Source organism: Bradyrhizobium sp. USDA 3650 (assembly GCF_054057395.1).
In genome coordinates this window covers 4,025,509-4,049,221 of the sequence record NZ_JBSRZG010000001.1, presented here as the reverse complement: position 1 = coordinate 4,049,221, position 23,713 = coordinate 4,025,509, and the positions used below count along the sequence as shown (strand labels likewise).

General features: G+C 64.6%; 20 protein-coding genes and 2 pseudogenes. 7 read left to right on the top strand and 15 right to left on the bottom strand.

The genetic code is table 11. The features are described from left to right. Positions 1-5: 5 nt before the first annotated feature. The 3 genes from ACVIN2_RS18820 to gloB all read right to left on the bottom strand — a co-directional run bounded on the left by ACVIN2_RS18820 (position 6) and on the right by gloB (position 1,992). Positions 6-689, bottom strand: a complete 684-nt coding sequence (locus ACVIN2_RS18820) for a flavin reductase family protein (RefSeq protein ID WP_456766676.1) — start codon at positions 687-689, stop codon at positions 6-8. 75 nt (positions 690-764) lie between these two features. Further along, positions 765-1,187 carry a cupin domain-containing protein gene (locus tag ACVIN2_RS18815; RefSeq protein WP_354257733.1) on the bottom strand — a complete coding sequence of 141 codons (423 nt, stop codon included), beginning with the start codon at positions 1,185-1,187 and terminating at the stop codon, positions 765-767. Positions 1,188-1,224: 37 nt separating this feature from the next. Next, on the bottom strand, positions 1,225-1,992 hold the full coding sequence (gene gloB, locus ACVIN2_RS18810; RefSeq protein ID WP_456766675.1) for a hydroxyacylglutathione hydrolase: 768 nt from the start codon (positions 1,990-1,992) through the stop codon (positions 1,225-1,227). Between the two features lie 109 nt (positions 1,993-2,101). Between gloB and ACVIN2_RS18805 the strand changes: the two genes are divergently transcribed. Then, complete coding sequence (locus ACVIN2_RS18805) at positions 2,102-2,848, top strand: methyltransferase domain-containing protein (protein WP_456766674.1); 747 nt, start codon at positions 2,102-2,104, stop codon at positions 2,846-2,848. 71 nt (positions 2,849-2,919) lie between these two features. Here the strand turns inward: ACVIN2_RS18805 and ACVIN2_RS18800 are convergent, their stop codons facing one another. The 5 genes from ACVIN2_RS18800 to ACVIN2_RS18780 form a co-directional block, all read right to left on the bottom strand. Beyond that, on the bottom strand, positions 2,920-3,717 hold the full coding sequence (locus ACVIN2_RS18800; protein WP_456766673.1) for a DUF4167 domain-containing protein: 798 nt from the start codon (positions 3,715-3,717) through the stop codon (positions 2,920-2,922). A 462-nt stretch (positions 3,718-4,179) separates the two neighbouring features. Then, positions 4,180-5,061, bottom strand: a complete 882-nt coding sequence (prmC, locus tag ACVIN2_RS18795) for a peptide chain release factor N(5)-glutamine methyltransferase (RefSeq protein WP_456766672.1) — start codon at positions 5,059-5,061, stop codon at positions 4,180-4,182. Positions 5,062-5,068: 7 nt separating this feature from the next. Beyond that, positions 5,069-6,154, bottom strand: a complete 1,086-nt coding sequence (prfA, locus tag ACVIN2_RS18790) for a peptide chain release factor 1 (RefSeq protein ID WP_456766671.1) — start codon at positions 6,152-6,154, stop codon at positions 5,069-5,071. 56 nt (positions 6,155-6,210) lie between these two features. Next, positions 6,211-8,478 carry a phosphoenolpyruvate--protein phosphotransferase gene (ptsP, locus tag ACVIN2_RS18785; protein ID WP_247432538.1) on the bottom strand — a complete coding sequence of 756 codons (2,268 nt, stop codon included), beginning with the start codon at positions 8,476-8,478 and terminating at the stop codon, positions 6,211-6,213. A gap of 269 nt (positions 8,479-8,747) precedes the next feature. After that, positions 8,748-10,004: an aspartate kinase gene (locus ACVIN2_RS18780; protein WP_247363095.1), complete on the bottom strand. Its 1,257-nt coding sequence runs from the start codon at positions 10,002-10,004 to the stop codon at positions 8,748-8,750. A gap of 149 nt (positions 10,005-10,153) precedes the next feature. Between ACVIN2_RS18780 and ACVIN2_RS18775 the strand changes: the two genes are divergently transcribed. The 3 genes and pseudogenes from ACVIN2_RS18775 to ACVIN2_RS18765 all read left to right on the top strand — a co-directional run bounded on the left by ACVIN2_RS18775 (position 10,154) and on the right by ACVIN2_RS18765 (position 12,576). Then, entirely contained in the window at positions 10,154-10,621 is a 468-nt protein-coding gene (locus ACVIN2_RS18775; protein WP_035973495.1) for a PH domain-containing protein, read from the top strand. A gap of 15 nt (positions 10,622-10,636) precedes the next feature. Continuing rightward, entirely contained in the window at positions 10,637-11,410 is a 774-nt protein-coding gene (ubiG, locus tag ACVIN2_RS18770; RefSeq protein WP_354207422.1) for a bifunctional 2-polyprenyl-6-hydroxyphenol methylase/3-demethylubiquinol 3-O-methyltransferase UbiG, read from the top strand. 265 nt (positions 11,411-11,675) lie between these two features. Then, positions 11,676-12,576 (top strand): annotated as a pseudogene (locus ACVIN2_RS18765) (EamA family transporter). Here the strand turns inward: ACVIN2_RS18765 and ACVIN2_RS18760 are convergent. Genes ACVIN2_RS18760 through ACVIN2_RS18745 form a run of 4 tightly spaced genes read right to left on the bottom strand, consistent with a single transcriptional unit; the run spans position 12,573 to position 15,050 of the window. Further along, positions 12,573-13,058, bottom strand: a complete 486-nt coding sequence (locus ACVIN2_RS18760; protein WP_247464461.1) for a DUF1178 family protein — start codon at positions 13,056-13,058, stop codon at positions 12,573-12,575. The pseudogene ACVIN2_RS18765 and the gene ACVIN2_RS18760 sit on opposite strands and share 4 nt — an antisense overlap. Further along, the gene (locus ACVIN2_RS18755) at positions 13,055-13,933 is read right to left on the bottom strand and encodes a carbon-nitrogen hydrolase family protein (protein ID WP_247363092.1); all 879 of its coding nucleotides are present in this window, start codon (positions 13,931-13,933) and stop codon (positions 13,055-13,057) included. Before ACVIN2_RS18755 ends, ACVIN2_RS18760 begins: the two co-directional genes overlap by 4 nt. Then, positions 13,930-14,205 carry a glutaredoxin 3 gene (gene grxC, locus ACVIN2_RS18750; protein ID WP_456769758.1) on the bottom strand — a complete coding sequence of 92 codons (276 nt, stop codon included), beginning with the start codon at positions 14,203-14,205 and terminating at the stop codon, positions 13,930-13,932. The genes ACVIN2_RS18755 and grxC overlap by 4 nt, the downstream gene beginning before the upstream one ends. A 47-nt stretch (positions 14,206-14,252) precedes the next feature. Next, positions 14,253-15,050: a ComF family protein gene (locus tag ACVIN2_RS18745; RefSeq protein ID WP_456766670.1), complete on the bottom strand. Its 798-nt coding sequence runs from the start codon at positions 15,048-15,050 to the stop codon at positions 14,253-14,255. Between the two features lie 43 nt (positions 15,051-15,093). Between ACVIN2_RS18745 and ACVIN2_RS18740 the strand changes: the two genes are divergently transcribed. After that, on the top strand, positions 15,094-15,963 hold the full coding sequence (locus ACVIN2_RS18740) for a methyltransferase domain-containing protein (protein WP_456766669.1): 870 nt from the start codon (positions 15,094-15,096) through the stop codon (positions 15,961-15,963). 145 nt (positions 15,964-16,108) lie between these two features. Here ACVIN2_RS18740 and mutT read toward each other — a convergent pair whose 3' ends face one another. Next, positions 16,109-16,519, bottom strand: coding sequence for an 8-oxo-dGTP diphosphatase MutT (gene mutT, locus ACVIN2_RS18735; protein ID WP_456766668.1), 411 nt, complete (start codon positions 16,517-16,519; stop codon positions 16,109-16,111). 139 nt (positions 16,520-16,658) lie between these two features. On the opposite strand from mutT, the pseudogene ACVIN2_RS18730 reads away from it, so the two are divergent. Next, positions 16,659-18,009 (top strand): annotated as a pseudogene (locus ACVIN2_RS18730) (TadE/TadG family type IV pilus assembly protein). Positions 18,010-18,023: 14 nt separating this feature from the next. Here the strand turns inward: ACVIN2_RS18730 and argJ are convergent. Beyond that, positions 18,024-19,265 carry a bifunctional glutamate N-acetyltransferase/amino-acid acetyltransferase ArgJ gene (gene argJ / locus ACVIN2_RS18725; protein ID WP_456766667.1) on the bottom strand — a complete coding sequence of 414 codons (1,242 nt, stop codon included), beginning with the start codon at positions 19,263-19,265 and terminating at the stop codon, positions 18,024-18,026. 100 nt (positions 19,266-19,365) lie between these two features. Next, entirely contained in the window at positions 19,366-20,328 is a 963-nt protein-coding gene (locus tag ACVIN2_RS18720; RefSeq protein WP_456766666.1) for a peptidylprolyl isomerase, read from the bottom strand. Positions 20,329-20,689: 361 nt separating this feature from the next. On the opposite strand from ACVIN2_RS18720, the gene secA reads away from it, so the two are divergent. Continuing rightward, positions 20,690-23,530 carry a preprotein translocase subunit SecA gene (gene secA / locus ACVIN2_RS18715; RefSeq protein ID WP_456766665.1) on the top strand — a complete coding sequence of 947 codons (2,841 nt, stop codon included), beginning with the start codon at positions 20,690-20,692 and terminating at the stop codon, positions 23,528-23,530. Positions 23,531-23,713: the final 183 nt, after the last annotated feature.

The following is a 23,713-nucleotide window of genomic DNA, read 5'->3' as shown; positions in this document are numbered from 1 at the left end:
CGCCGCTAAAGCGCTGGCTGCCAACCCGGTGGCCGGTACATCGCCTCCGGAATCTGCCCGAGTTCGGAACGGTGCAAGCGTTGCGGCGTCAGGCCGTAAAATTCCTGAAAACTGAGGATCAGCGGCCGCCATTTGTCCGGGTCGATGCGATTGGTGGCGCCATCCATCATGATGTTGGGATGCGCATGCACGCGGGTAATGCGGACCTCGATCGCGGCGAGATTGCCGCGCCAGACCGCGTCGTCCTGCGCCATCTCATGGACATGGGCGACCTTGGCTTCCATCTGCACGGGACACTCGGCCGCACGCGGTGCGGCGACTGTTTCGCCCGGCAGCACAGTTAGTCCGCCACGACCGAACTTGTCCTTCTCGTGCCGATAGCCGCGATAGAGTTTGCCGGGCGGCACCGGATCCGATCCCGTGGTCCGTGCGAGGCGATCGACCGCGGCGACCAGATCGGCGGACGGCAGATTGAGCACGCATTCGCCCGTGCGAATCATGTTCTCGGTGGTCTTGGAATTCCGGGCCAGTCCCAGCATGCAGCGCCACCCGACCCACCATGCCGACGACATCGGCGCGAGATTGGAAGTGCCGTCTTCATTGGTTGAGCCGATGAGGACGACGGGCGTGCCGAAATACAAAATGGCCGGGTCGATCTGGACGGCGGCGGGGCCGAGTGTTCCGTGCATCGTGCGCTCCTGTTCGCTTGAAGCGCTGTCCTAAGGCGTGACGCGGACCAAACCCACCCGATTCCAGATTGAGATTCAGGGCTCCCAACCTTTCGGCGCGAGCTCGAACTTGGCGAACTCGAATGCTGGCGCCACGGTGCAGCCGACCAGGGTCCACTCGCCGGTGGTCTCTGCCGTCTGCCACGCATCAGCCGGCACGATCGCCTGTGGCCGCTCGCCGTTCAACAGGTCCGTACCGAGCCGCACCTCGTGCTGGGAGCAGCCGTCATGGGCGATACGCAGCGTCAGCGGGCTGCCGGCGTAATAGTGCCAGCTCTCGACCGCATCGATGCGGTGCCAGTGCGAGCGCTCGCCGCGCGCCAGCAGGAAGTAGATCAGGGTCGAGCGCGCGCGGCCGTTGGCGTCGGTGGTCTGATCGCGAAACGTCTCGCGATAGTGCCCGCCTTCGGGATGCGGTCGGAGTTCGAGGCGCGCGATGATCTCGGCTGCGGTTGGCATCGATTCCCGTCAGGAATTGGTCTTCAGGACTCGTTCTTCAAGATTTATTCTTGCGCTCGCGCAGCTCGCCGAACACCGCGGTGGCATCCGCGCCCTTCATGTGCAGCCTGGCTGCGATCGACGGTTCATCGGCGCGCAGGAACACGTTTGTCCGCTTTTCGTCACCAAGCAGCGAAGGAATGGTCGGCTTGTTCTCGGCCCGCAGCCTCGCCACCTCGGCCGCGCGCGCCTGCAGCGCCACGTTGTCGGGGTCGACGGTCAGCGCGAACTTGACGTTGGACGCCGTGTATTCATGGCCGCAATAGAGCTTGAAGTCGTCGGGCAGGGCACGCAGCTTCAGAAGCGAATCCCACATCATCGGATAGGTGCCCTCGAACACGCGGCCGCAGCCGATCGAGAACAGCGTGTCGGCGGCGAACAGCGCTTTCTCGGTGTCGAACACGTAGGAGATGTGGTCGAGCGTGTGGCCGGGCGTCTCCAGTACGCGCCCCAGCAAGCTGCCGACCTTGACGATTTCGGCATTGGCGACGCGCAGGTCGACGTCAGCGATCTTAGTGGTCTTGTCGTGCGGCGCGACGACGCGGCAATTGTATTTCTGCTTGAGTTCGGCGACCCCGCCGACATGATCGCCATGATGATGGGTGATCAGGATGTCGGTGAGCTGCCAGCCCTCGCGCTCGAGCGCCTTCAGGATGGGGCCGGCCTCCGGCGCGTCGATCGACGCCGTCGCCTTGGTTTCCACATCGTGGATCAGGTAACCGAAATTGTCGTTTAAACAGGTGAAAGTACGAATTTCGGCGGCCATGTCATCTCCGATCGCGCTCAGCTCCGTCAGACAAATATGGCGTTAACGTTGCGCAGGCAATGCAATATTCCGCGCGCGGCGGCCGCCTCGTGCATGTTACATTGCGATCATGACCATTGATGTCGTCGACCTCCGCGAGTTCTACTCCCGTCGCCTCGGGATTGTGGCGCGGCAAATGATCAATCGTGGTATTCGGGAGCGCTGGCCGCGCGTCGATGGCCAGCGGGTGCTCGGCTTCGGCTATCCCACGCCCTATCTCGGGTTGTTCCGCGAGGACGCGGAGCGCTGCCTGGCCTTCATGCCGTCGGCCCAGGGCGTCCTGAAATGGCCGACGGGACGGCCGGCGCTCGCCTCGCTGGTGGACGAGTTCTCGCTGCCGCTTCCCGACGCCGCGGTCGATCGCATCCTGCTGGTCCACGCACTGGAAATGTCGGACGATCCGGCCGCGCTGCTGCGCGAGGCATGGCGGGTGCTGTCGCCGTCCGGTCGCGTGATTGCGGTGATCCCGAACCGGCGCGGGGTGTGGACCCGCACCGACAGCACGCCGTTCGGTCACGGCCGGCCCTATTCGCGCTCGCAGATCACTGACCTGTTGCGCCAGACCTGGTTCACGCCGACCGCTTGGGGCGAGGCGCTGTTCATGCCGCCCTATGCCGGCGGTTGGGTGCTGAAATCCGCACAGATGTGGGAGCGCGCCGGCGCGGCGCTGTCGCTGCCCTTTGCCGGCGTGCACATCGTCGAGGCGACCAAGCAGGTCTACCGCGCGATCCCCGCCAAGCGCGAGCGGGCGCGGCTGATTCCCTCACTGGCGAAGCCGGTGCTGGTACCATCCTCGACGACGGCGACGCGTAGCTAAAAACAAATCGTCCCGGACAGGCCGGGACGATTCAGGTCAGGGTATCTGGGGCACGATGTCCGGCGAAAGGCTTACTCGCCGGGGGCCACTTCGTCGCTCGAGGCGGCCGGAGCGGCTTCGCGCTCGGGGCGCGGGCCATTCGGCCGGCGGCGGCGCCGTGGAAAGCGCTCGCCACCACCAGCACCTTCGAAGCCGGCCTGGCCCGGCGCGCCACTGCTCACCTGCGGCTGCGGGCCGGTGATGAAGGAGGGCAGACGATCGACGCTGACGGCGTCGGCGACGACGGGCTGGGGCTGGTTCAGCGGCAGCGGTTGCGGCTGGGGTTGATATTGCGGCTGCGGACGATGGTCGCGTTCGCGATGTTCGCGCGGCTGCTGGTTGTCGCGCTGATAGTGGTTGTCGCGGGGCTGATGATCACGCGGCTGGTGATCGCGCGGGCCGTCGCGGTCGCGCGTGAACGGCTGCGGTGGCGGCTGTGGGACAAAACCCGGCTCCTGGCCGAAATTCGAGAAATTTTCGCCGTCGTCCTCGCCGTCGTCGCCGCTGCTATTGCTGATGGGCTCGTCGCCGCGTGGCTGCTGGTTCTGCCGGAACTGTTCCTGAGCCGTCGCGATCAGGCGAAAATAATGCTCGGCATGCTGGTAGTAATTCTCGGCCGCAACGGGGTCTCCGGAGGAGCGCGCGTCGCGCGCGAGCTGGAGATATTTTTCAGCAATATGCGAAGCCGTGCCGCGGATCTTGATGTCGGGTCCGTTGGACTCGTAGACCCGGGTCATCGGGTTCTGGCCGCGCCGGTTATTATTGTTGTTATTGTTATTATTATTATTGTTGCGGTTGCGCATCCGCTGCTTGTTCTGACCGTTTCTCATGTCCTGCCTTTAATTCCAGCCCTAAAGGTTGCACGCATTACTGATTGCCGAGAGTGACCTGATGACAGCGGTTCACATCGCTTGCGCGCAACCGCACGCAAGAGCGGATTGATCCCTGCCGATGTTCGTCGACCGTCGCGTTCAACAAAAGACGCGTTCCCCACCGCCAGCATCCATCGCCAGCGAACCCATTCATATCGCCTGCCGAAACAAGCCCTGCTTTGTTGCGTAAGTCTTCAAGCGCAATATCAGGCTTTCGTTCACGTTGCGGTCGGTAAGCAGCGCAGCTCAAATGGCCATCGCGCTCAACAGGACCTGCGGCTTGGAACCTTTATCAGTAAGCTCTCGCCCGAGAGCCCGGCTTTCGCCCGTAAGTCTACGGGGCCGGCACCGATGTGTTGATCGGAAGGTAGTCGTTCCCAAGGGATATTCCAAGAGGTTTTTTGCAGCCCAATCCGGCTTTTATGGGGGCATTTTCCGGGCCGAAACCGCCCGCGGGATGCCCGCCAGATCGGCCCTGGGCGGCCTGTCCACCACCAACGCGGCAGCAATCATCAAGGTTTCAATATTTCGGGCCTGGCCCTGTCCGGCCTCGACGATCAGTGCTCCGCCGGGGGCGAGACGTTCAGCCGCCTGCGGGATCAGGGCACGATAGGCGTCGTAACCGTCATTGCCGCCGTCGAGTGCCAGATGCGGATCATGCTCGCGCACCTCGATGCTCAGTTTCGGAATTTCGGCCGACGGGATGTAGGGCGGGTTCGACACGACGAGGTCGAACGGGCCGCGGAGCGCCGTCGCGTAGGAGCAGGCGACGAAGCTGGCGCGGTCGGCGAGGCCGAGAGCTGCGGCATTGTCTTTTGCGGTCTTGAGCGCGGTCAGACTGAGATCGGTGCCGACGCCGACGGCGCCGGGAATTTCGTGCAGCAGCGCGAGCAGGATGGCGCCGGAGCCGGTGCCGATATCGGCGATGCGTATGTGGTGGGAGTGTTGCCGCTCGCGAAAGAGTTCGAGCGCGCGTTCGACCACGGTCTCGGTATCGGGGCGCGGCACCAGCGTTGCTTCCGACAGACGAAACGGCAGGCCCCAGAATTCACGTGTGCCGAGAATGCGGGCGACCGGCTCGCCGGCGATGCGGCGCCCGGCATATTGCGCGAGCCGCGACGTCTCGGCTTCCGCGAGCAGGCGGGCGGCCTGCGCAACGAGGCCTGTGAGATCAAGCCCGAGTGCCGCGCCGAGCAGGATACGCGCGTCGAGCTCGGCTTCTTCGAGCTGCGCCGATCTCAGTTGCGCGGCCAGCGCGCGCCGCGCGCTCTCAACGGATAATCCGGTGAAGGGATTGCTCACGCGCCGGTCACGCCGCCGCGCCCTGGGCGGCGAGCTGTGCGGCCTGGTGCTCGGTGGTCAGCGCGTCGGTCAGTTCGCTCAGCGCTTCGCCCGCGATCACCTGCGGCAGCTTGTAGAGCGTCAAATTGATGCGGTGATCGGTGACGCGTCCTTGCGGGAAATTATAGGTGCGGATGCGCTCGCTGCGGTCGCCAGAGCCGACCTTCTCCTTGCGCTCGGCCGAGCGCGCCGCGTCGAGGCGTTGCTGCTCGGCGTCGTAGATGCGCGAACGCAGGATGTTCATGGCGGAGGCGCGATTCTTGTGCTGCGAGCGGCTGTCCTGCATCATCACCACGATGCCGGTCGGGATGTGGGTGATGCGGATCGCCGATTCGGTCTTGTTGACGTGCTGGCCGCCGGCGCCTCCGGCGCGCATCGTCTCGATACGCAAATCATCGTTCCGGATCTCGACATCGACCTCCTCGACCTCGGGCATCACGGCGACGGTGGCGGCGGATGTGTGGATGCGCCCCTGCGTCTCGGTGTCCGGCACGCGCTGCACGCGGTGCACGCCGGATTCGAACTTCAGCTTCGAGAACGCGCCGCGGCCCTGCACCTCCGCGATGATTTCTTTATAACCGCCGACGCTGCCCTCGCTGGCCGAGATCACCTCGACCTTCCAGCCCTGCAGGGCCGCGAAGCGCTCGTACATCCGGAACAAATCGCCGGCGAACAGCGACGCCTCGTCGCCGCCGGTGCCGGCGCGGATTTCCAGCACCACGTTGCGGTCGTCCATCGCGTCCTTCGGCAGCAGCGCGACGCGGATCTTCTGGACCAGTTCCTCGATCTTTGGCGTCAGCTCGCCGCGCTCGGCCTCCGCCATGGCGCGCATCTCGGCATCGGTCGCGGGGTCGGCGATCAGCGCCTCGGTGTCGGCGAGCTCCTTGACGACCGATCGATAGGTCTTGACCGCTTCGATCAATGGCGTGAGCTCGGCGAGTTCACGCGTGATCTGCACATAGCGTTCGGAAGCGAGTTGCCCCAGCGATTCCGCCTCGAGAGAGGCATGATGAGCAAGGAGCACGTCCAGTTTGGCTTCGGGGAGTGACGACATCGGTTCAGTCTCAAAATGCGGGAAAGGCGAGGCGACAGGAAGGGGCGACAGGCCCGCTACAAGGCCAGGCCTTCAGCCTCGGCAAATTCCGTCAGCTTCTGCCGGATCGAGACGCTGCCGGCGGGCGCGTCCAGCAACGGCCCGAGCATCGCTTCGGCCTTCTTGGCATCGAGATCGATCACCATCGCCTTGACCGGACCGAGCGCGGTGGCGGAGAGCGACAGCGAGCGATAGCCCATCGCGATCAGCGCCAGGGCGCCGATCGGCTTCGAGGCCATCTCGCCGCAGAGCGACAGTGATTTCTTCGCGGCTTGCGTCTTGCGTGCGATGTCGCGAAGCGCGCGCAGGATCGGCGCCGACATGGTGTCGAAGCGCTCGGAGACTTTTGCGTTGCCGCGGTCGACCGCGAACAGGAACTGGAACAGATCGTTGGAGCCGACCGAGATGAAGTCGACCTTCTTGAGGAGCTCGTCGAGCTGATAGAGTAGCGCCGGCACCTCGACCATGGTGCCGATGTCGATTCTTTCAGGCAGCGTGTGGCCGTGCTGGCGCAGATAGGTCAGCTCGCGTTCGACCAGCGCCTTCGCCGAATCGAATTCGGCGACCTCCGAGATCATCGGGAACATGATGCGCAGCGCGCGGCCGCCGCCGGCGCGCAGCAGTGCGCGGATCTGGCCGCGCAACAGGCCGGGACGGTCGAGCCCGAGCCGTATCGCGCGCCATCCGAGCGCGGGATTCTCCTCGATCACCGCTTCCATATAAGGCAGCGCCTTGTCGCCGCCGATGTCGAGGGTGCGGAAGGTGACGGGCTTGGTGCCGGCGGCATCCAGAACGGTGCGATAGAGCGCGAGCTGGTCGCTGGTGCGCGGCAGGCTCTGGCCGACCATGAATTGCAGCTCGGTGCGGAACAGGCCGATGCCGGCGCTGCCGGTGTCTTCGATATGCGGCAGGTCGATCGCGAGACCCGCATTGATCATCAGCTCGACCTTCTGGCCGTCTTTGGTGACGCAGGGCAGGTCGCGCAACGCCAGATACTGCGCCTGGCGGCGGGCGCGGAAGCGCACGCGCTCTGCGAAGGCTGCTTCGACCTCCTGCGATGGGCGCACATAGATCATGCCGGAGGTGCCGTCGACGATGACGGCGTCGCCGGGATCGGCGATACCGGGCGCGTTCGGCACTTCGCCGACCGCGGGAATGCCGAGCGCGCGCGCCACGATCGAGACGTGGGAATTGGCGGTGCCTTCCTCCAATATGATGCCGCGCAGGCGCTTGCGGTCGTAGTCGAGCAGCGCCGCCGGGCCCATCGCGCGCGCGATGACGATGGCGTTGTCGGGCAATTGTTCGCGTGACGGCGCGTGATCCTGGCCGACCAGCTGCCGCATCAGGCGATAGCCGAGATCCTCGAGATCATGCAGCCGGTCACGCAAATAGGGATCGGTCGAGCGCAGCATGCGCGCGCGGGTGTCGGATTGCACACGCTCGACGGCGGCTTCCGCCGTGAGGCCGGTGGCGACCGCCTCGTGCAGCTTGTGCGACCAGCCCTGGTCGTTGGCGAACATGCGGTAGGCTTCCAGCACCTCGCGATGCTCGCCGCCCTCGGCGACGTCGCCGCGCTCCAGCATGCGGTCGAGATCGGCGCGCAGCTTGGCCAGCGCGGTGTCGAGCCGCTTGATCTCCTTCGGCAGGTCCTCGGCAATGTAGTCCTTGATGACGACGCGCGGCTCGTGCAGCACGACATGGCCGAGCGCGATGCCTTCCGACAGGATGGCGCCGACCTTCTGCGCCGAATGACGTGCCGCGGGCTCATGGCCCGGCTGGGCCAGCGCGGACAGCTCGCCGGAGGCGATCAGTTCCGCTAGCACCATCGCGGTGGTCTGAAGCGCCTCAAGCTCCTCCTCGACATAGTTGCGCTTGGCGCGGTTCTGCACCACCAGCACGCCGAGCGTGTTGCCGGCGCGCAGGACCGGCACGCCAAGGAAGGAGTGGTAGATTTCTTCGCCGGTCTCAGGGCGGAACGAGAACGCCGGGTGGCTCTGTGCGTCGTTCAGATTGAGTGGGGTCGCCTCGCTAGCGACAAGGCCAACCAAGCCCTCATGGGCGGTCAGCACGGTGTGATGCACCGCCTCGCGGTTGAGACCTTCGGTGGCATAGAGCTCGAGCGTGTTGTCGACGCGCAGCACATAGACCGAGCACACCTCGGCCACCATGTTGGCCGCGATCAGCACCACGATCTTGTCGAGCCGCTCCTGGGCCGAGACCTGCTCCGCCATGGTTTCGCGGAGCCGTCTCAACAAGACGCGGGGACCTCCCGACGCGCTCCGCATGAACCGTCAATCTCCTCCGTCTGCCGGGGCCGAAAGGACCCGCGGCGGCTCGCCCAGAAATCCAGAAAAACAACAAATTTGCTCGTCCGGCGCCAGCCCCGGCGGTTGCCTGGGCCGAATCAGCACCGCCTCAACTGGGGCACAGTTTCCGGCAGCCCACCCTGTTCGCCGTATAGCGAATTGGGGCTTGTTTTGCCAAGCAAAACGCCTGCCAAACGCGAAAGTGTGGAGACCTCAGCGTTTGCTGCGACCGCTAAGAGAAAATTAGCCTAAGCCTGATCGAGACCGTAGAGCGTGTGCAGGGTGCGGACCGCAAGCTCGGTATAGGCGGTGTCGATCAGGACCGAGAATTTGATCTCGGAGGTTGTAATGGCCCGGATGTTGATATTCCGTCCTGCGAGGGCCGAGAACGCCTGGGCGGCAACGCCGGCATGGCTGCGCATGCCGCTGCCGATCACCGAGATCTTGGCGACGTCGGTCGCGGTGTCGAGCCGGGCATAATTGATCTGGCCCTTGGCCGCGGTGATCGTCTCCTTGGCCCTGGTGTAGTCGGCGGCCGGAACCGTGAAGGTAAGGTCGGTGGTCTTGCCGTCCTCGGAGACGTTCTGCACGATCATGTCGACGTTGATGTTGGCCTCCGCGAGCGGTCCGAAGATCGACGCCGCCACGCCGGGCTTGTCCTCGATCTGGCGGACCGAGATCTGGGCCTCGTCCTTCGAAAAGGCGATGCCGGTGACGACGTGGCTTTCCATGATCTCCTCCTCGCTGCAGATCAGCGTGCCGGGCGGCTGGTTGGCATGCGGGTCGATATCCTCGGGCTTGTCGAAGCTCGAGCGGACGAAAATCGGCATGTTGTGGACCATGCCGAGTTCCACCGAGCGGACCTGGAGCACCTTGGCGCCCTGGGAGGCTAGCTCCAGCATGTCTTCGAACGCGATCTTGTCGAGCCTCTTGGCCTTCGGCACGATCCGCGGATCTGTTGTGTAGACACCGTCGACGTCGGTGTAGATGTCGCAGCGGTCCGCCTTGACGGCTGCGGCGATTGCCACGGCCGAGGTGTCGGAGCCGCCGCGGCCAAGCGTCGTGATGCGGTTGGTCTCGGGGTTGATGCCCTGGAAGCCGGCGATCACGGCGACTTCCTTGCGCTCCCTGAAGCGCTTGATGATCTCGCTGCCGTCGATGCCCTCGATCCGGGCCGAAGCATGGGCGTCGCTGGTCGTGATCGGGATTTGCCAGCCCTGCCAGGAACGGGCCTGGATACCCATGCCCTGAAGCACGATGGCAAGCAGGCCGGACGTCACCTGTTCGCCCGAGGCGACCACGGCGTCGTATTCGCGCGCATCGTGCATCGGCGAGGCCTCGGTGCACCAGGCCACCAGCTCGTTGGTTTTACCGGACATCGCCGAGACGACCACGGCCACTTCATGGCCGGCGTCGACCTCACGCTTCACATGGCGTGCGACGTTGCGGATACGTTCGATGTTGGCGACGGATGTGCCGCCGAATTTCATCACGAGGCGGCTCATGACGACGCGTGCATTCCCTCATAAGGATAAGTATGGTGACCCGCGCTGGACGGGTGCCTGCGATACCGACCGCGCGTATACAGAGGGGCGGGGCCGGGGGCAAGCGGGTTCCTGCGTGGACCAATCCGGGCAATGGGTTAATCGAGGTCATGGCGCGTTATATCGACGAGATCCTGCAACCGGGCGAGCGGGTGCTGTATTCGACCAATGCGCACTGGATCTTCTATTTGCCGGCGATCCTGGCCTGGATCGTGGCGCTGGCCCTGTTCGTCCTGTCCCGGCAAACCATCGTCGAGGGGCTCGTGCTGCTCTGCCTCGTCGCGGCCGGCCTGGTGGCTCTGGCGGCGCTGTACTGGACCGTGAAGGGCTGGTTCCATCGCTTTACCACCGAGACCGACGTGACCAATTTGCGGATCGTGCACAAGACCGGCTTCATCAAGCGCCGCACCTTCGAAATGGCGCTGGACAAGGTCGAGAGCGTCGATGTGAATCAGACCATTCTTGGACGCATTCTCAACTATGGCGACGTGACCATCAATGGCGTGGGGGAAGGTCGCGAAACCATCCGGACCATCGCCTCGCCGCTCGCCTTCCGCAGTTCGATCACCACGCGGTAGGACCGCGCGCAACCCATGAGCATGCAGCAAAATACTTCCGCAACCGCAAGCCCGCAGCCGGGCTCGACCGTCGACGCCGCCGAGATCGCGAAATTCTCAAAACTTTCGGCCGAGTGGTGGGACCCCAACGGCAAGATGGCGCCGCTGCACCGGATCAACCCGCTGCGGCTCGGCTATATCCGCGACGCCGCCTGCCGCAAGTTCGAGCGTAATGTGCGCAGCCTCAACTGCCTCGGCGGTCTGCGCGTGCTCGACATCGGCTGCGGCGCCGGCCTGCTCTGCGAGCCGCTGTCGCGCCTGGGTGCGCAGGTCATCGGCGTCGATCCGTCGGTCAGCAACATCGCGGCCGCGAAGCTGCATGCCGACAAGGCGCATCTCGCGATCGACTATCGCTGCACCACGGTTGAGGAGATCGACCCGCGCGAGCGCTTCGACATCGTGCTGGCGATGGAGGTGGTCGAGCACGTCGTCGACGTCGGCGTTTTCCTGAAGCGCTGCGCGGCGATGCTGAAGCCGAACGGCCTGATGGTGGTCTCGACGCTGAACAGGAACTGGAAGAGCTTTGCGCTCGCCATCGTCGGCGCCGAATACGTCCTGCGCTGGCTGCCGCGCGGCACCCACGAGTGGAACAAGTTCGTCACCCCCGACGAGCTGACGAAATACCTGCTCGATAACCGCCTGGTCATCACCGAGCAGACCGGCGTCGTCTACTCACCCTTCGCCGACAAATGGACCCTCTCGTCAGACATGGACGTGAACTACATGGTGGTGGCGGAAGGCATGGTGTGAGGCCGGGCTGCATCCAAACATTCGTCGTCCTGGCGAAAGCCAGGACCCATTACCCCAGGGTCTGGTTAGGCGAAGGCTGATAACCACGAATCTTCGCCAAATCACTCCCTGGGGTAATGGGTCCTGGATCTGCGCTTCGCTTGTCCAGGACGACACTGAGTTTGTCAGGCAAGCATCGCACCCATGACATCGGCGTGATTGACCTGCTTGAGCGCGAGCGGCACGTTGACCTCAACGTCCTCTTCCTCCCACCGCCATCCCACCCATGTTCACCATCGCCAGCCTCTGGATTCCCTTTACCGTCATTGCCGCGCTCGGCCAGGTCGCGCGCAATGCGATGCAGCGGTCGCTGACGAAGCCGCTGGGGACCTGGGGCGCAACCAATATCCGCTTCCTGTTCGGCTTTCCGTTCTCGCTGCTTTTCCTGGCGGTGGTGCTGGTCGCCACCGGCCGATGATCTCGGCATGCCGCCCGGCGTGTTCTGGCCGTGGCTGCTGCTCGGCGCCCTCAGCCAGATCGTCGCGACCGGCCTGATGCTGCTCGCCATGAACGACCGCTCCTTCGTGGTGACGACGGCCTATTTGAAAACCGAGGCGATCCAGACCGCCATCTTCGGCTTCGTCTTCCTCGGCGATCATCTGACATGGCTCAAGGTGCTTGCGATCGTGATCGCGACAATCGGCGTCGTCATCACCGCGCTGCGGCCCGGCGGCGAGAAGAGCTTTGCCGAATTGAAGCCGACCATCACCGGTCTCGTCGCGGCGGCTGCGTTCGCGTTGTCGGCGGTCGGCTTCCGCGGTGCCATCATCAACGTGCCTGATGTCTCGTTCGTGACGGCGGCATCCTTCACCCTGGTGCTTGGCCTGTTCGTGCAGACGCTGATCCTGACGATCTATCTGCTCTGGCGCGCGCCGAACGTGCTTCAGGCGATCCTGGGGCTTTGGAAGCCATCGCTGCTCGCCGGCTTCATGGGCGCGTTCGCCTCGCAGTTCTGGTTCCTGGCGTTCGCGCTGACGGCCGCCGCCAATGTCCGCACCCTCGCTTTGATCGAGGTGCTGTTCGCGCAAGGCGTGGCGTATTATTCGTTCAAGCAGCCGATCGCGCCGCGCGAGATCATCGGCATCGCGCTGATCGTGATCGGCGTGGCGGTGCTGGTGGGAGTTTAATTCCGATCTTCCGGCAGCGTCGGCAGCGGAGACACCTCGATGCCTTCGTCGATCAGCGACTTGGCCTCGTCGGGCGAGGCCTCGCCGTAGATCGGACGGTGCTCCTTGTCGCCGTAATGCATCGCGCGGGCTTCGGTGGCGAATCGCTCACCGACATTGTCGGCGTTCTTCACGATGTGGTCGCGCAGCTCCTTGAGCTTGGCGCGCAGCTCGCGCTCCTGCGCCATCAACAGCGAGGTCGGTGCGGATTGCGCAGCCTCGGGCGCGGGCGTCGTGGCGGTGGGCTCGGGCGGCGGCGTGGCGCGTCCGCGGCCCTTCTTGCCGACGATGCGCGGCGCCATGATCGCCTTGTCGACCTTGGCCGAGCCGCAGATCGGACAGGTCACGAGCTTGCGCTTCACCTGAGAATCGTACGCGGCCGAGCTCTGGAACCAACTCTCGAAGTCGTGGCTCCGGTCGCAGCGGAGCGCGTAGCGGATCATGCCGATCCCCGCACCAGATGCAGGTGGTCCGGCCCCGCCTTAGGGTCGGCGACGCCGAAGCGGCGGCCGTGCTGGAGCGAGGGGATCGCGCGGCGCGCGGTCTCGACCTTGGCCGGGTCGATTTTTGCCATGATGATGCCGGGCTCGACATCGCCCTCGGCGAGAATCTCGCCCCAGGGATCGATGATCAGGGAATGGCCATAGGTCTCCCGCTTGTTCTCGTGCAGGCCTGCCTGCGCCGCGGCGAAGATGAAGCACCCCGTCTCGATCGCGCGGGCACGCAACAGCACATGCCAATGCGCCTCGCCGGTCTTGCGGGTGAAGGCCGAGGGTACCGTGATGAAGTATGCGCCGCTTTCGGCCAGCGCGCGGTAGAGCGCGGGGAAGCGCACATCATAACAAATCGTCAGGCCGACGCGGCCCCAGGGCAGGTCGGAGATCACCGCCGTCTCGCCCGGCTGGTAATTGGCGGATTCGCGATAGCTCTCGCCATCAGGCAGCTCGATGTCGAACATGTGGATCTTGTCGTAGCTCGCGAGCACATTGCCCTCGGGCCCGATCAGGAACGAGCGGTTGACCGCTTTCTCGTCCGAAAAGCGCAGCGCCAGCGAGCCGACATGGATGTGGATCTTCAGTTCGGCCGCGAGCGCCCGGTATGCCCTCAGCGAATTGTCGTCGTCTTGGCTCTGGAGGTGCTCGAACAGGGCCTTGCGGTTGAGCTGCATCATGTTGCTGACTTCGGGCGTCTGCACGTAGTCGGCGCCATTGGCCGCAGCCTGGCGGATCAGCCTGGTCGCCTGCGCGAGGCTCGGCTCGGGCATCAGGCCGGTGCGCATCTGCACCATCGCCGCCGTGAAGGTCCTGTTGTCGCTCATGACTCCGCCTTGACGCTTTCGAGCATGCCGTCGAGCTTGCCTTCGCGATCGAGCGCGTAGAGCTCGTCGCAGCCGCCGATATGGGTTCCGCCGATCCAGATCTGCGGGAAGGTCGAACCCTCGCCGGCGCGATCGTACATCTCCTGACGCCAGGACGGATTCTTGGCGATATCGAACTCCGTGAAGGTCGCCTTCTTGCGGGTCAGCAGCGACTTGGCGGCGGAACAATAGCCGCAGCCCGGCCTGGTGTAGATCTCGACAGCAGCGGTCATCTTGCCTGGCGCTTTCATGTCATGAATTCATTGAATTATATGGGACTTCACCGGCTCTCGACAACCCGGGCGAACACCAGCACGTCCACTTGCGCCGCCTTGGCCCGGAGCAGGGCCCGCGCACAGGCATCCAGCGTCGCACCGGACGTCAGGACGTCGTCGATGAGGACAATGCGCCGACCCTGGACGTCCGCCTGACGGTCCGGGGATACCTGGAATGCGCCCTGCACATTGGTGGCGCGCTGGGCTCGCGACAGGCCGATCTGCTGCTCGGTGGCGCGGACCCGGCGCAGCACCTCAGCCTTCGCTTTCACCCCGCTTTGCCGCTCGATGATCCGCGCCAGCGCCCCGGATTGGTTGTAGCGGCGGCGCCAGGCCCTTCGCCAATGCAGGGGAACGGGCACCAGCATGTCGGCCTCGGCGAGCAGCTCGCCGCCCGCGCGCGCCATCCAGCGGCCCATGGCAGGCGCCAGATCCGTGCGGTCCTGGTATTTCAGCGCGTGCACCAGGGTGCGCGCGACGTCGTCATAACGCACCGCGGCGCGCGCCCGCTGGTAGGCCGGCGGGCTCGCGATCGCCTCCATCGACAGCATGTCGGGGCCGGGATCGTACACAAAAGGAATGCCGAGCCGCGGGCAGTAGGGCCGTTCGATGAACGACAGCCGCGCCCAGCACGCCGCGCACACGCCCTCGCCGTCGACCGGCTCGCGGCAGGACACGCACAGCGTCGGCAGCGCGATGTCGAGCGCAAGCCGTGCCGCACGTGACAGCACGTGGCGGCCAGCCATCCATGCGGCACGCAGGGGGGCGGCGATGGAGCTGAAGGGGGCGGCGTCGGATGCCATGGCCGAAAGCTAGCGCCGCACGCACCGGATTGCCAGAACCAGCATGATCGGCGTAACCAGCGGCATGGCTCAAGACCCGCAAACCCCGCCCGCTTTGTTCGATCGTGCTTTGCTGCACGCGCGACAGCGCCGCGCGCAGGCGCAAGGTGCCGTGAGCTTCCTGCTGGATCGGGTCGCCGAGGACATGTCCGACCGGTTGGCCGCGGTGATGCGGGAGTTTCACACGGCGGCCGATCTCTGGACGCCCGGCGAGGGTCTCGCCGTGCTGCGCGCGCGGCTGCCCTCGATCGAGCGCATTGAGCTCGATGCGTCCGGTGCGGAGAAGCTGCCCTTTGCGCCGGAAAGCCTCGATCTCGTGGTCTCGGCGCTGGCGCTGCAATTCGTCAACGATCTGCCGGGTGTGCTCGCGCAAATCCGTCGCGCGCTGAGGCCGGACGGGCTGCTGCTGGCGGCGATGATCGGCGGCGACAGCCTGACCGAGCTGCGCCAGGCTTTTGCCGCCGCCGAGGCCGAATGCGAGGGTGGCGTGTCGCCGCGCGTGGCACCGTTTGCCGATCTGCGCGACGTTGGCGCGCTGTTGCAGCGGGCGGGGTTTGCGCTGCCGGTCACCGATGTCGACCGCGTCGTGGTGCGCTACGCCAACGCGTTCGCGCTGATGCAGGATATCAGGCACATGGGCGCCGCCAATGTGCTGATCGAGCGGCGGCGTACGCCGAGCCGGCGATCGACGCTGCTGCGGATGGCCGAAATCTACGCGGAACGCTTTGCCCATGCCGACGGCCGCATCCGTGCGACATTCGATATCATCTGGCTCTCCGGCTGGGCCCCGCATGCGAGCCAGCAGCAGCCGCTCAAGCCCGGATCAGCGAAGGCGAGCCTGGCGGAGGCGGTGAAGAAGGCGGGGAAAGAGTAGCGGCGTCTAGCCGCAAAACGCGGCGTCATCCTGAGGTGCGAGCCTCTTCGGCGAGCCTCGAAGGATGCTCGCGGGTACTTTGGCGTCGTCGCCCTTCGAGGCCTCCGCTTCGCTCCGGCACCTCAGGGTGACGGCGATCTTCCATTCACAGCAGCAGATCAATCAAATGCGGGATCAGCGGAATGTCCGCGGGCGGCATGGGATAGTCGCGCAGCTTGTTGGCGCGGACCCAGGCCAGGGTCTGGCCTTCGCGTGGCGCGACCTGTCCCTCCCAGCGCCGGCAGATGTAGAGCGGCATCAGGAGGTGAAAGGTCTCGTAGCCGTAGCTCGCGAATGTCAGCGGCGCCAGGCAGGGCTCGGCGACGGTGATGCCGAGCTCCTCGTGGAGTTCGCGGATCAGGCTCTGTTCCGGCCGCTCGCCGGGCTCACACTTGCCGCCGGGAAATTCCCAGAGGCCGGCCAACGTCTTGCCCTCGGGGCGCTGCGCGATCAGGACGCGGTTGTCGGCGTCGACCAGCGCGCAGGCCACCACCAGCGTCAGTTTGAGATCAGCCATGCCTGGAATGTCGCTCGCTGAAGGTCATTCGCAACGGTTCGTTAACCCTGTTAAGGCCCGTGTTTCCGAGGTCTCCATAAGTCATATTTAATCCACGGTTCCTAGAGTGGAAGCGCCGAAACCAATCCGGGCCAGATCCATGCGCGCTGAGTGTCGTACCATCTTCCGCCGGTTCCTCCGCGACCGGCGCGGCAATGTGGCGGTGATCTTCGCAATCTGCTGCGTGCCTCTGATCACGTTCGTCGGCAGTGCGATCGACTACTCCCGCGCCACGCAGGTCCGGGCGAAACTTCAGGGCGCGGCCGACGCGGCCAGCGTCGGTGCCATCGCCAAAGCCTCGCCCGGGGTTTGCCGCCGCGGGCTCGATGACCGCGGACGGCTCGATCGCGGTCGGCGTCACCGACGCCCAGAAAATCTTCGATGCCAATCGCGCCAACCTGACCGGCTATACGCTCAACAGCGTCACCCAGACCGTCGTCAAGACCGGCTCGACCATCAACTCGACCGTCTCGTTCACCGCCTCCATCAACACCATGTTTCTCGGCTTGATCGGCAAGACCACGCTGACCATGAGCGGCACGTCGGCGTCGACGGTCAATATGCCGCTCTATGTCGACTTCTATCTCCTGCTGGACAATTCTCCGTCGATGGGCGTCGCAGCGACACCGGCCGACATCACGAATTTGCAGGCGAAGACGGGCGGATGTGCATTTGCCTGTCACGACACCACCAAAGCGGCCGGCACAAGCAACTACGCCATCGCCAAAGCAAATGGCATCACGACCCGAATTGACGTGGTGCGCCAGGCGAGCGCCAACTTGATGGACACGGCCCAGAGCACGCAGACCTACTCGAACCAGTTCAGAATGGCGATCTACGATTTCGGCGCTTCGTCGGCGACGATCGGATTGAGAAATCTGTTCTCGCTCTCGTCGAGCCTGACCTCCGCCAAGACGGCGGCGGGAAATATCGACCTGATGTCGGTGGCCGGTCAGAATGATGCGTATACTGCCGACAAGGATACTCCGTTCACCACTATTTTTCCGGCAATCAATAGTGCAATCGCCTCGCCGGGAGCCGGCACATCTTCCGCCCCGCTGAAATATTTGTTTTTCGTATCGGACGGCGTTGCAGATGAAAGCAATGCCTCTTGCCTGAAGACGATGTACAATAGTCATTGGGGAAACATAGCGCCGCGCTGTCAGTCTCCTATCAATCCCGCGCTGTGTACGACGTTGAAGAACCGCAATATCAAGATCGCGGTCCTGTATACGACGTATCAGCCGCCTACCGACAACTGGTACAGCGACTGGATCGCGCCCTTCAACCCGGGGCCGTGGGGCCCATCGCCGAACAGCGAGATCGCGCAGAACATGCAGAGCTGCGCGTCGCCGGGATTCTATTTCGAGGTAAGCCCCACCCAGGGCATTTCGGCCGCGATGAACGCGCTGTTCAAGAAGGCGGTCGCCGACGCGCGGATTGCAGGGTGAGGCAGCCGTAAACTCTACGACCTGTAATCCCCGTTGATCGCGACATACTCCTTGGTGAGGTCGCAGGTCAGCACGCGGTCGCGGCCCTTGCCGAGGCCGAGCGAGACCTTGATCGCGATCTCCGGCGCCTTCATCGCTTCCGACACCTGCGCCTCGTCATAGGACGGATCGCGCGCGCCGCTCTTGGCGACGCGGATGCCGTTGAAGGAGATCGAGAGCTTGTCGCGGTCCGCCGGCTCTCCTGCCTTGCCGACCGCCATCACCACCCGGCCCCAATTGGCGTCCTCACCGGCGATAGCGGTCTTCACCAGCGGCGAGTTCGCGATCGACATCGCGATCTTACGCGCTGAGGCCTTGGTCTTGGCGCCCTCGACGGTGATCTCCACCAGCTTGCGCGCGCCTTCGCCGTCGCGGGCCACCTGCTCGGAAAGATTGGCGAGCACCTGGTTGAAGGCCTTGACGAAGGCTTTCAGGCGCGGGTCGCTGGCCCGGCTGATCTTCGGCGCGCCGTGTTCTGCAGCAGCACCGGTGGCAAAGGCCAGCAGCGTGTCCGAGGTCGAGGTGTCGCCGTCGATCGTGACCGCGTTGAACGTATCCTCGACGCCGCTCTTGAGCAAAGCCTGCAGTGCGGCAGGCGCGATCGGTGCGTCGGTGAAGATGAAAGACAGCATCGTCGCCATATCGGGCGCGATCATGCCGGCGCCCTTGGCCATGCCGTTGATCGTGACCTTGGCCTTGCCGAGCTTCACGGTCGCGGTCGCGACCTTCGGGAAGGTGTCGGTGGTCATGATCGCCTTGGCGGCGGCGAGATAATCGCCGGCCTCGGCGGTTTCCGCGAGCCGACCAAGCACGCCGTCGAACTTGGTCGCATCCAGCGGCTCGCCGATCACGCCGGTCGAGGCCAGGAAGATTTCTCCCTCGGGGCAGCCGACGGCCTTGGCGGCGATCTTGGCGGTCAGTGCGGTGGAGCTGCGGCCGGTCTTGCCGGTGAATGCATTGGCGTTGCCGGAATTGACCACCAGCGCGCGCGCCTTGCCGCCCTTGAGCTTGGCGCGGCACCATTCCACCGGCGCGGAGGGGCATTTCGACTTGGTGAAGACGCCTGCGACCGCGGTGCCCTTGTCCATCACCGCGAGTAGAACGTCGGTGCGGTTCTTGTAGCGGATGCCGGCCTCGGCCGTCGCGAGACGGACCCCCGCGATCACGGGCATGTTCGGAACGTTCTTCGGGGCGAGGGGAGAGACGGAGGAGGACATCGCGGGCGCCTTGATGGGGTCTGGATATGCAGATGGCCGGGCGATGCCCGGCCATTGCGACGTTAGATACCCTCGGCGTCACCGAAGTGACAGCGAATTCTTACTTCTTCGCGGGCGGCGCCATCTTGCTGTCGGACGGCTTCGCATCGGCAGGCTTGGCATCGGTAGACTTGGCATCGGCAGGCTTGGCCGCATCAGCCGGCTTGGCGTCCTTGGCCGCATCCGCCGGCTGGTCCAGCCGCTCGACCTTGGCTTCCGCGCGCAGCTTGGCGACGTAGTCGGCCTGGGCCTTGCGGGTGACATACTGCTCGATCTGCGCCTTGACCTGCTCGAAATCAGGCGCCTTGCGGCTGCGCTTTTCCTCGACCTTGATGACGTGCCAGCCGAACTGCGACTTCACGGGGTCGGAGATCTTGCCCGGCTCGAGCGCGAAGGCGATTGCCGAGAATTCCGGCACCATCTGCTCCTTGGTGAAGAAGCCGAGGTCGCCGCCGTCGGCCGAGCCCGGATCCTTGGACTTCTTCTTGGCGAGTTCGGCGAAATCGGCGCCCTTGTCGAGCTCGGCCTTCACCGCCTTGGCCTCGTCCTCGGTCTCGACCAGGATGTGGCGGGCGTGCACTTCCTGCTCGCCGGTGATCTGCTTGGAGGCCTCCTCATAGACCTTCTTCATGGCATCCGGGGTGGTGGCGGCCTTGCCCTCGCCGGCGAGCAGGCTGTCCATCAGCAGGCGGTTGCGGGCAAACGCGAGCCGCTTCTTGAACTCCTCGCCGTCGGCGAGCTTCTTGTCCTCGGCGGCCTTGCCGACGATCTTCATGTCGATCAGGAAGGACAGGACGTTCTCGTCCTTGGTCGCCGGGTCCATCTGGGCGAGGCTCGGCCCGAGTTCCTCTTCGGCCATGGCGACGTCGCTCTTCTTGATTTCAGCGCCATTGACCTTCGCCAGCACCGGATCGTCGGCAGCCCGGCCGGGACCCGCGATCAGCGCCAGCGCAAGGCAGCCCAGGAGGGCGGTGGCGAGGCCGAAGCGCAGGCCGGTTTTGGTTACCGGGAACGAGGTGGTCATGGAAAATCCTTTTGTTGAAGCAGGGGGCTGCTCGAGCGGGGCGGACACTCGCCCAATTCAGGGGGCCTTGGCAACGCGAAAAGTCTGTCAAAATGATGAATTAGCCGCAATGCACCCGCCGTTGACAAGGCCCTGACCGGGCCATATCTCTGCCCGGTCGCGTCCATGCGATGGCGTTTATTTTGCTGCGTTTTTGGCCGTTGAACCCAGACTTGCCCAACTCCCACCCATATGGCGGATGGACCCCCCGCAGTCCGGGCTCCGGCGCCCAGCAGGCGTCACGGTGAGTTGATTGGCAGGCGGGTGACAACCTCTTGGCTGCAACGCGAACGCGGTTGAATCGCGAACACAGGAACTAAGCATGATCGGCGCGCTCGCCCGCAAGTTTTTCGGCTCCGCCAACGACCGGCGGGTGAAGGGATATCAGTCCCGCGTCAACGCGATCAACGCGCTGGAGCCCGAGGTCTCGAAACTCTCCGACGAGGCCCTCAAGGCCCGCACCGTCGAGTTCAGGCAGCAGCTCGCCGAGGGCAAGACGCTGGACGACCTCCTGGTCCCCGCTTTCGCCACGGTCCGTGAAGCCGCCAAGCGCACGCTCGGCCAGCGCCATTTCGATGTCCAGCTGATCGGCGGCATGGTTCTGCACGAGGGCGACATCGCCGAGATGAAGACCGGCGAAGGCAAGACGCTGGTCGCAACGCTCGCGGTCTATCTCAATGCGCTCGCCGGCAAGGGCGTCCACGTCGTCACCGTTAACGATTACCTCGCCCGCCGCGACTCCGCATGGATGGGCCAGATCTACGGCTTCCTCGGCCTGACCACCGGCGTGATCGTGCACGGCCTCGACGATTCCGAGCGCAAGACCGCCTATGCTTGCGACATCACCTACGGCACCAACAACGAATACGGCTTCGACTATCTGCGCGACAACATGAAGTACCGGCTCGAGGACATGGTCCAGCGGCCGCACTTCTACGCCATCGTCGACGAAGTCGACTCTATCCTGATCGACGAAGCGCGCACGCCGCTGATCATCTCCGGCCCGCTCGACGACCGCTCCGACTTCTACAACACCATCGACGGCTTCCTGCCCAAGCTCGACAAGTCCGACTACGATGTCGACGAGAAGCAGCGCACGGTGACGCTGACCGAAGCCGGCATGGAGAAGATCGAGACGCTGCTGCGGGATGCCGGCCAGCTGAAGGGCGAGTCGCTCTACGACGTCGAGAACGTCTCCGTCGTGCACCACATCAACCAGGCGCTGCGCGCCCACACGCTGTTCACGCGCGACAAGGACTACATCGTCCGCGACGACGAGGTCGTCATCATCGACGAGTTCACCGGTCGCATGATGCAGGGCCGCCGCTATTCCGAAGGCCTGCATCAGGCGCTGGAAGCCAAGGAGCACGTGCAGGTCCAGCCGGAAAACCAGACGCTGGCCTCGATCACCTTCCAGAATTATTTCCGGATGTACGAAAAGCTCGCCGGCATGACCGGCACGGCGCTGACCGAAGCCGACGAACTGTTCGACATCTACAAGCTCGAGGTCGTGGAAATCCCGACCAATTTGCCGGTCGCCCGTCTCGACGAGGACGATGAGGTCTATCGCACCCAGAACGAGAAATACGCCGCGATCCTGGCCGAGATCGAGCGCGCCAATGCGCGGCTGCAGCCGGTGCTGGTCGGCACCGCCTCGATCGAAAAATCGGAAGTGATCGCCGAATATCTGAAGAAGCACGGCTATCGGCAGATCGATTTCGGCAACGAAAATTCGATGCAGAAGCTGTACGCCGCGGCCCGCGCCGGCAAACCGGCAAAGCTGTTCGCGGTGCTGAACGCGCGCTTCCACGAGCAGGAAGCCTACATCGTCGCGGAAGCCGGCGTCCCCGGCGCGATCACGATCGCGACCAACATGGCCGGCCGCGGCACCGACATCAAGCTCGGCGGCTCGCTGGAAATGCGGATCCAGCAGGAGGCTGCTTCGATCGAGGACGAGGCCGAGAAGGCCTTGAAGATCGAGCAGATCAAGGCCGACATCGAGCACTTCCGCGATATCGTCCTGAAGGCCGAGGAAGAGGTCGAGATCGAGCCGGCGAAGGGTTCGAAGCCCGCCAAGACCGTGAAGAAGCCCGGCGGCCTCTACATCATGGGCTCCGAACGCCACGAATCCCGCCGCATCGACAACCAGCTCCGCGGCCGTTCCGGCCGTCAGGGCGACCCCGGCCGCTCGAAATTCTTCCTGTCGCTGGAAGACGATCTGATGCGCATCTTCGGCTCGGATCGCCTCGACAGCATGCTGCAGCGTCTCGGCCTGCAGGAGGGCGAGGCCATCATCCATCCCTGGATCAACAAGGCGCTCGAGAAGGCGCAGCAGAAGGTCGAGGCCCGCAACTTCGACATCCGCAAGAACCTGCTCAAGTTCGACAACGTCCAGAACGACCAGCGCAAGGTGATCTTCGACCAGCGCGTCGACCTGATGAAGGATGACAGCGTCGCCGAGACCGTCGCCGACATGCGCCACGCCTTCATCGACGACCTCGTCGCCAAGCACGTGCCCGAGCATGCCTATGCCGAGCAGTGGGACGTCGCGGGCCTGAAGGAAGAGCTCAAGCGCGTGCTCGATCTCGACCTGCCGGTCGATGACTGGGCCAAGGAAGAGGGCATCGCCGACGAGGAGCTGCTCACGCGCATCGAGACCCGCGCCGACGAGCACATGGCGGCCAAGGTCGGGCAATGGGGTCCCGACGTGATGCGTTACGTCGAGAAGACCATTCTGCTGCAGACGCTCGACCATCTCTGGCGCGAGCATCTGATCATGCTCGACCATCTGCGCCAGGTCATCGGCCTGCGCGGCTACGGCCAGCGCGATCCGTTGCAGGAGTACAAGACCGAGGCGTTCAACCTCTTCCAGGAGATGAGCGCGCATCTGCGCGAGGCCGTCACGGCGCAGCTGATGCGGGTCGAGATCGTGCCGCCGGAGCAGGAAGCCCCGGTGCTGCCGCCGATGGAAGCGCACAAGTTCGATCCGAACACCGGCGAGGACGAAATGGCACTCGCCAGCGTCACGCTCGGAGCGCAGGCCACCGACGCCGCGTTGCGTGATCCCAAGAACCCGGCAAGCTGGGGCAAGATCGGCCGCAACGAGGATTGCCCGTGCGGCTCAGGCAAGAAGTACAAGCATTGCCACGGGCGGTATGCCTAAGGTTCGAATGTGAGTCGCCGACGCCGGCGCCTCACTGTTCCGCGAAAGCCGCGGCTCGCACGAACTCGTAGCCCGGATGGAGCGAAGCGCAATCCGGGAATCCTGTCGCTGTGCGGGAAAAACCCGGATTACGCTTGCGCTCCATCCGGGCTACGGCCGTGCGGCGAGGCGCGTAAATCGCGC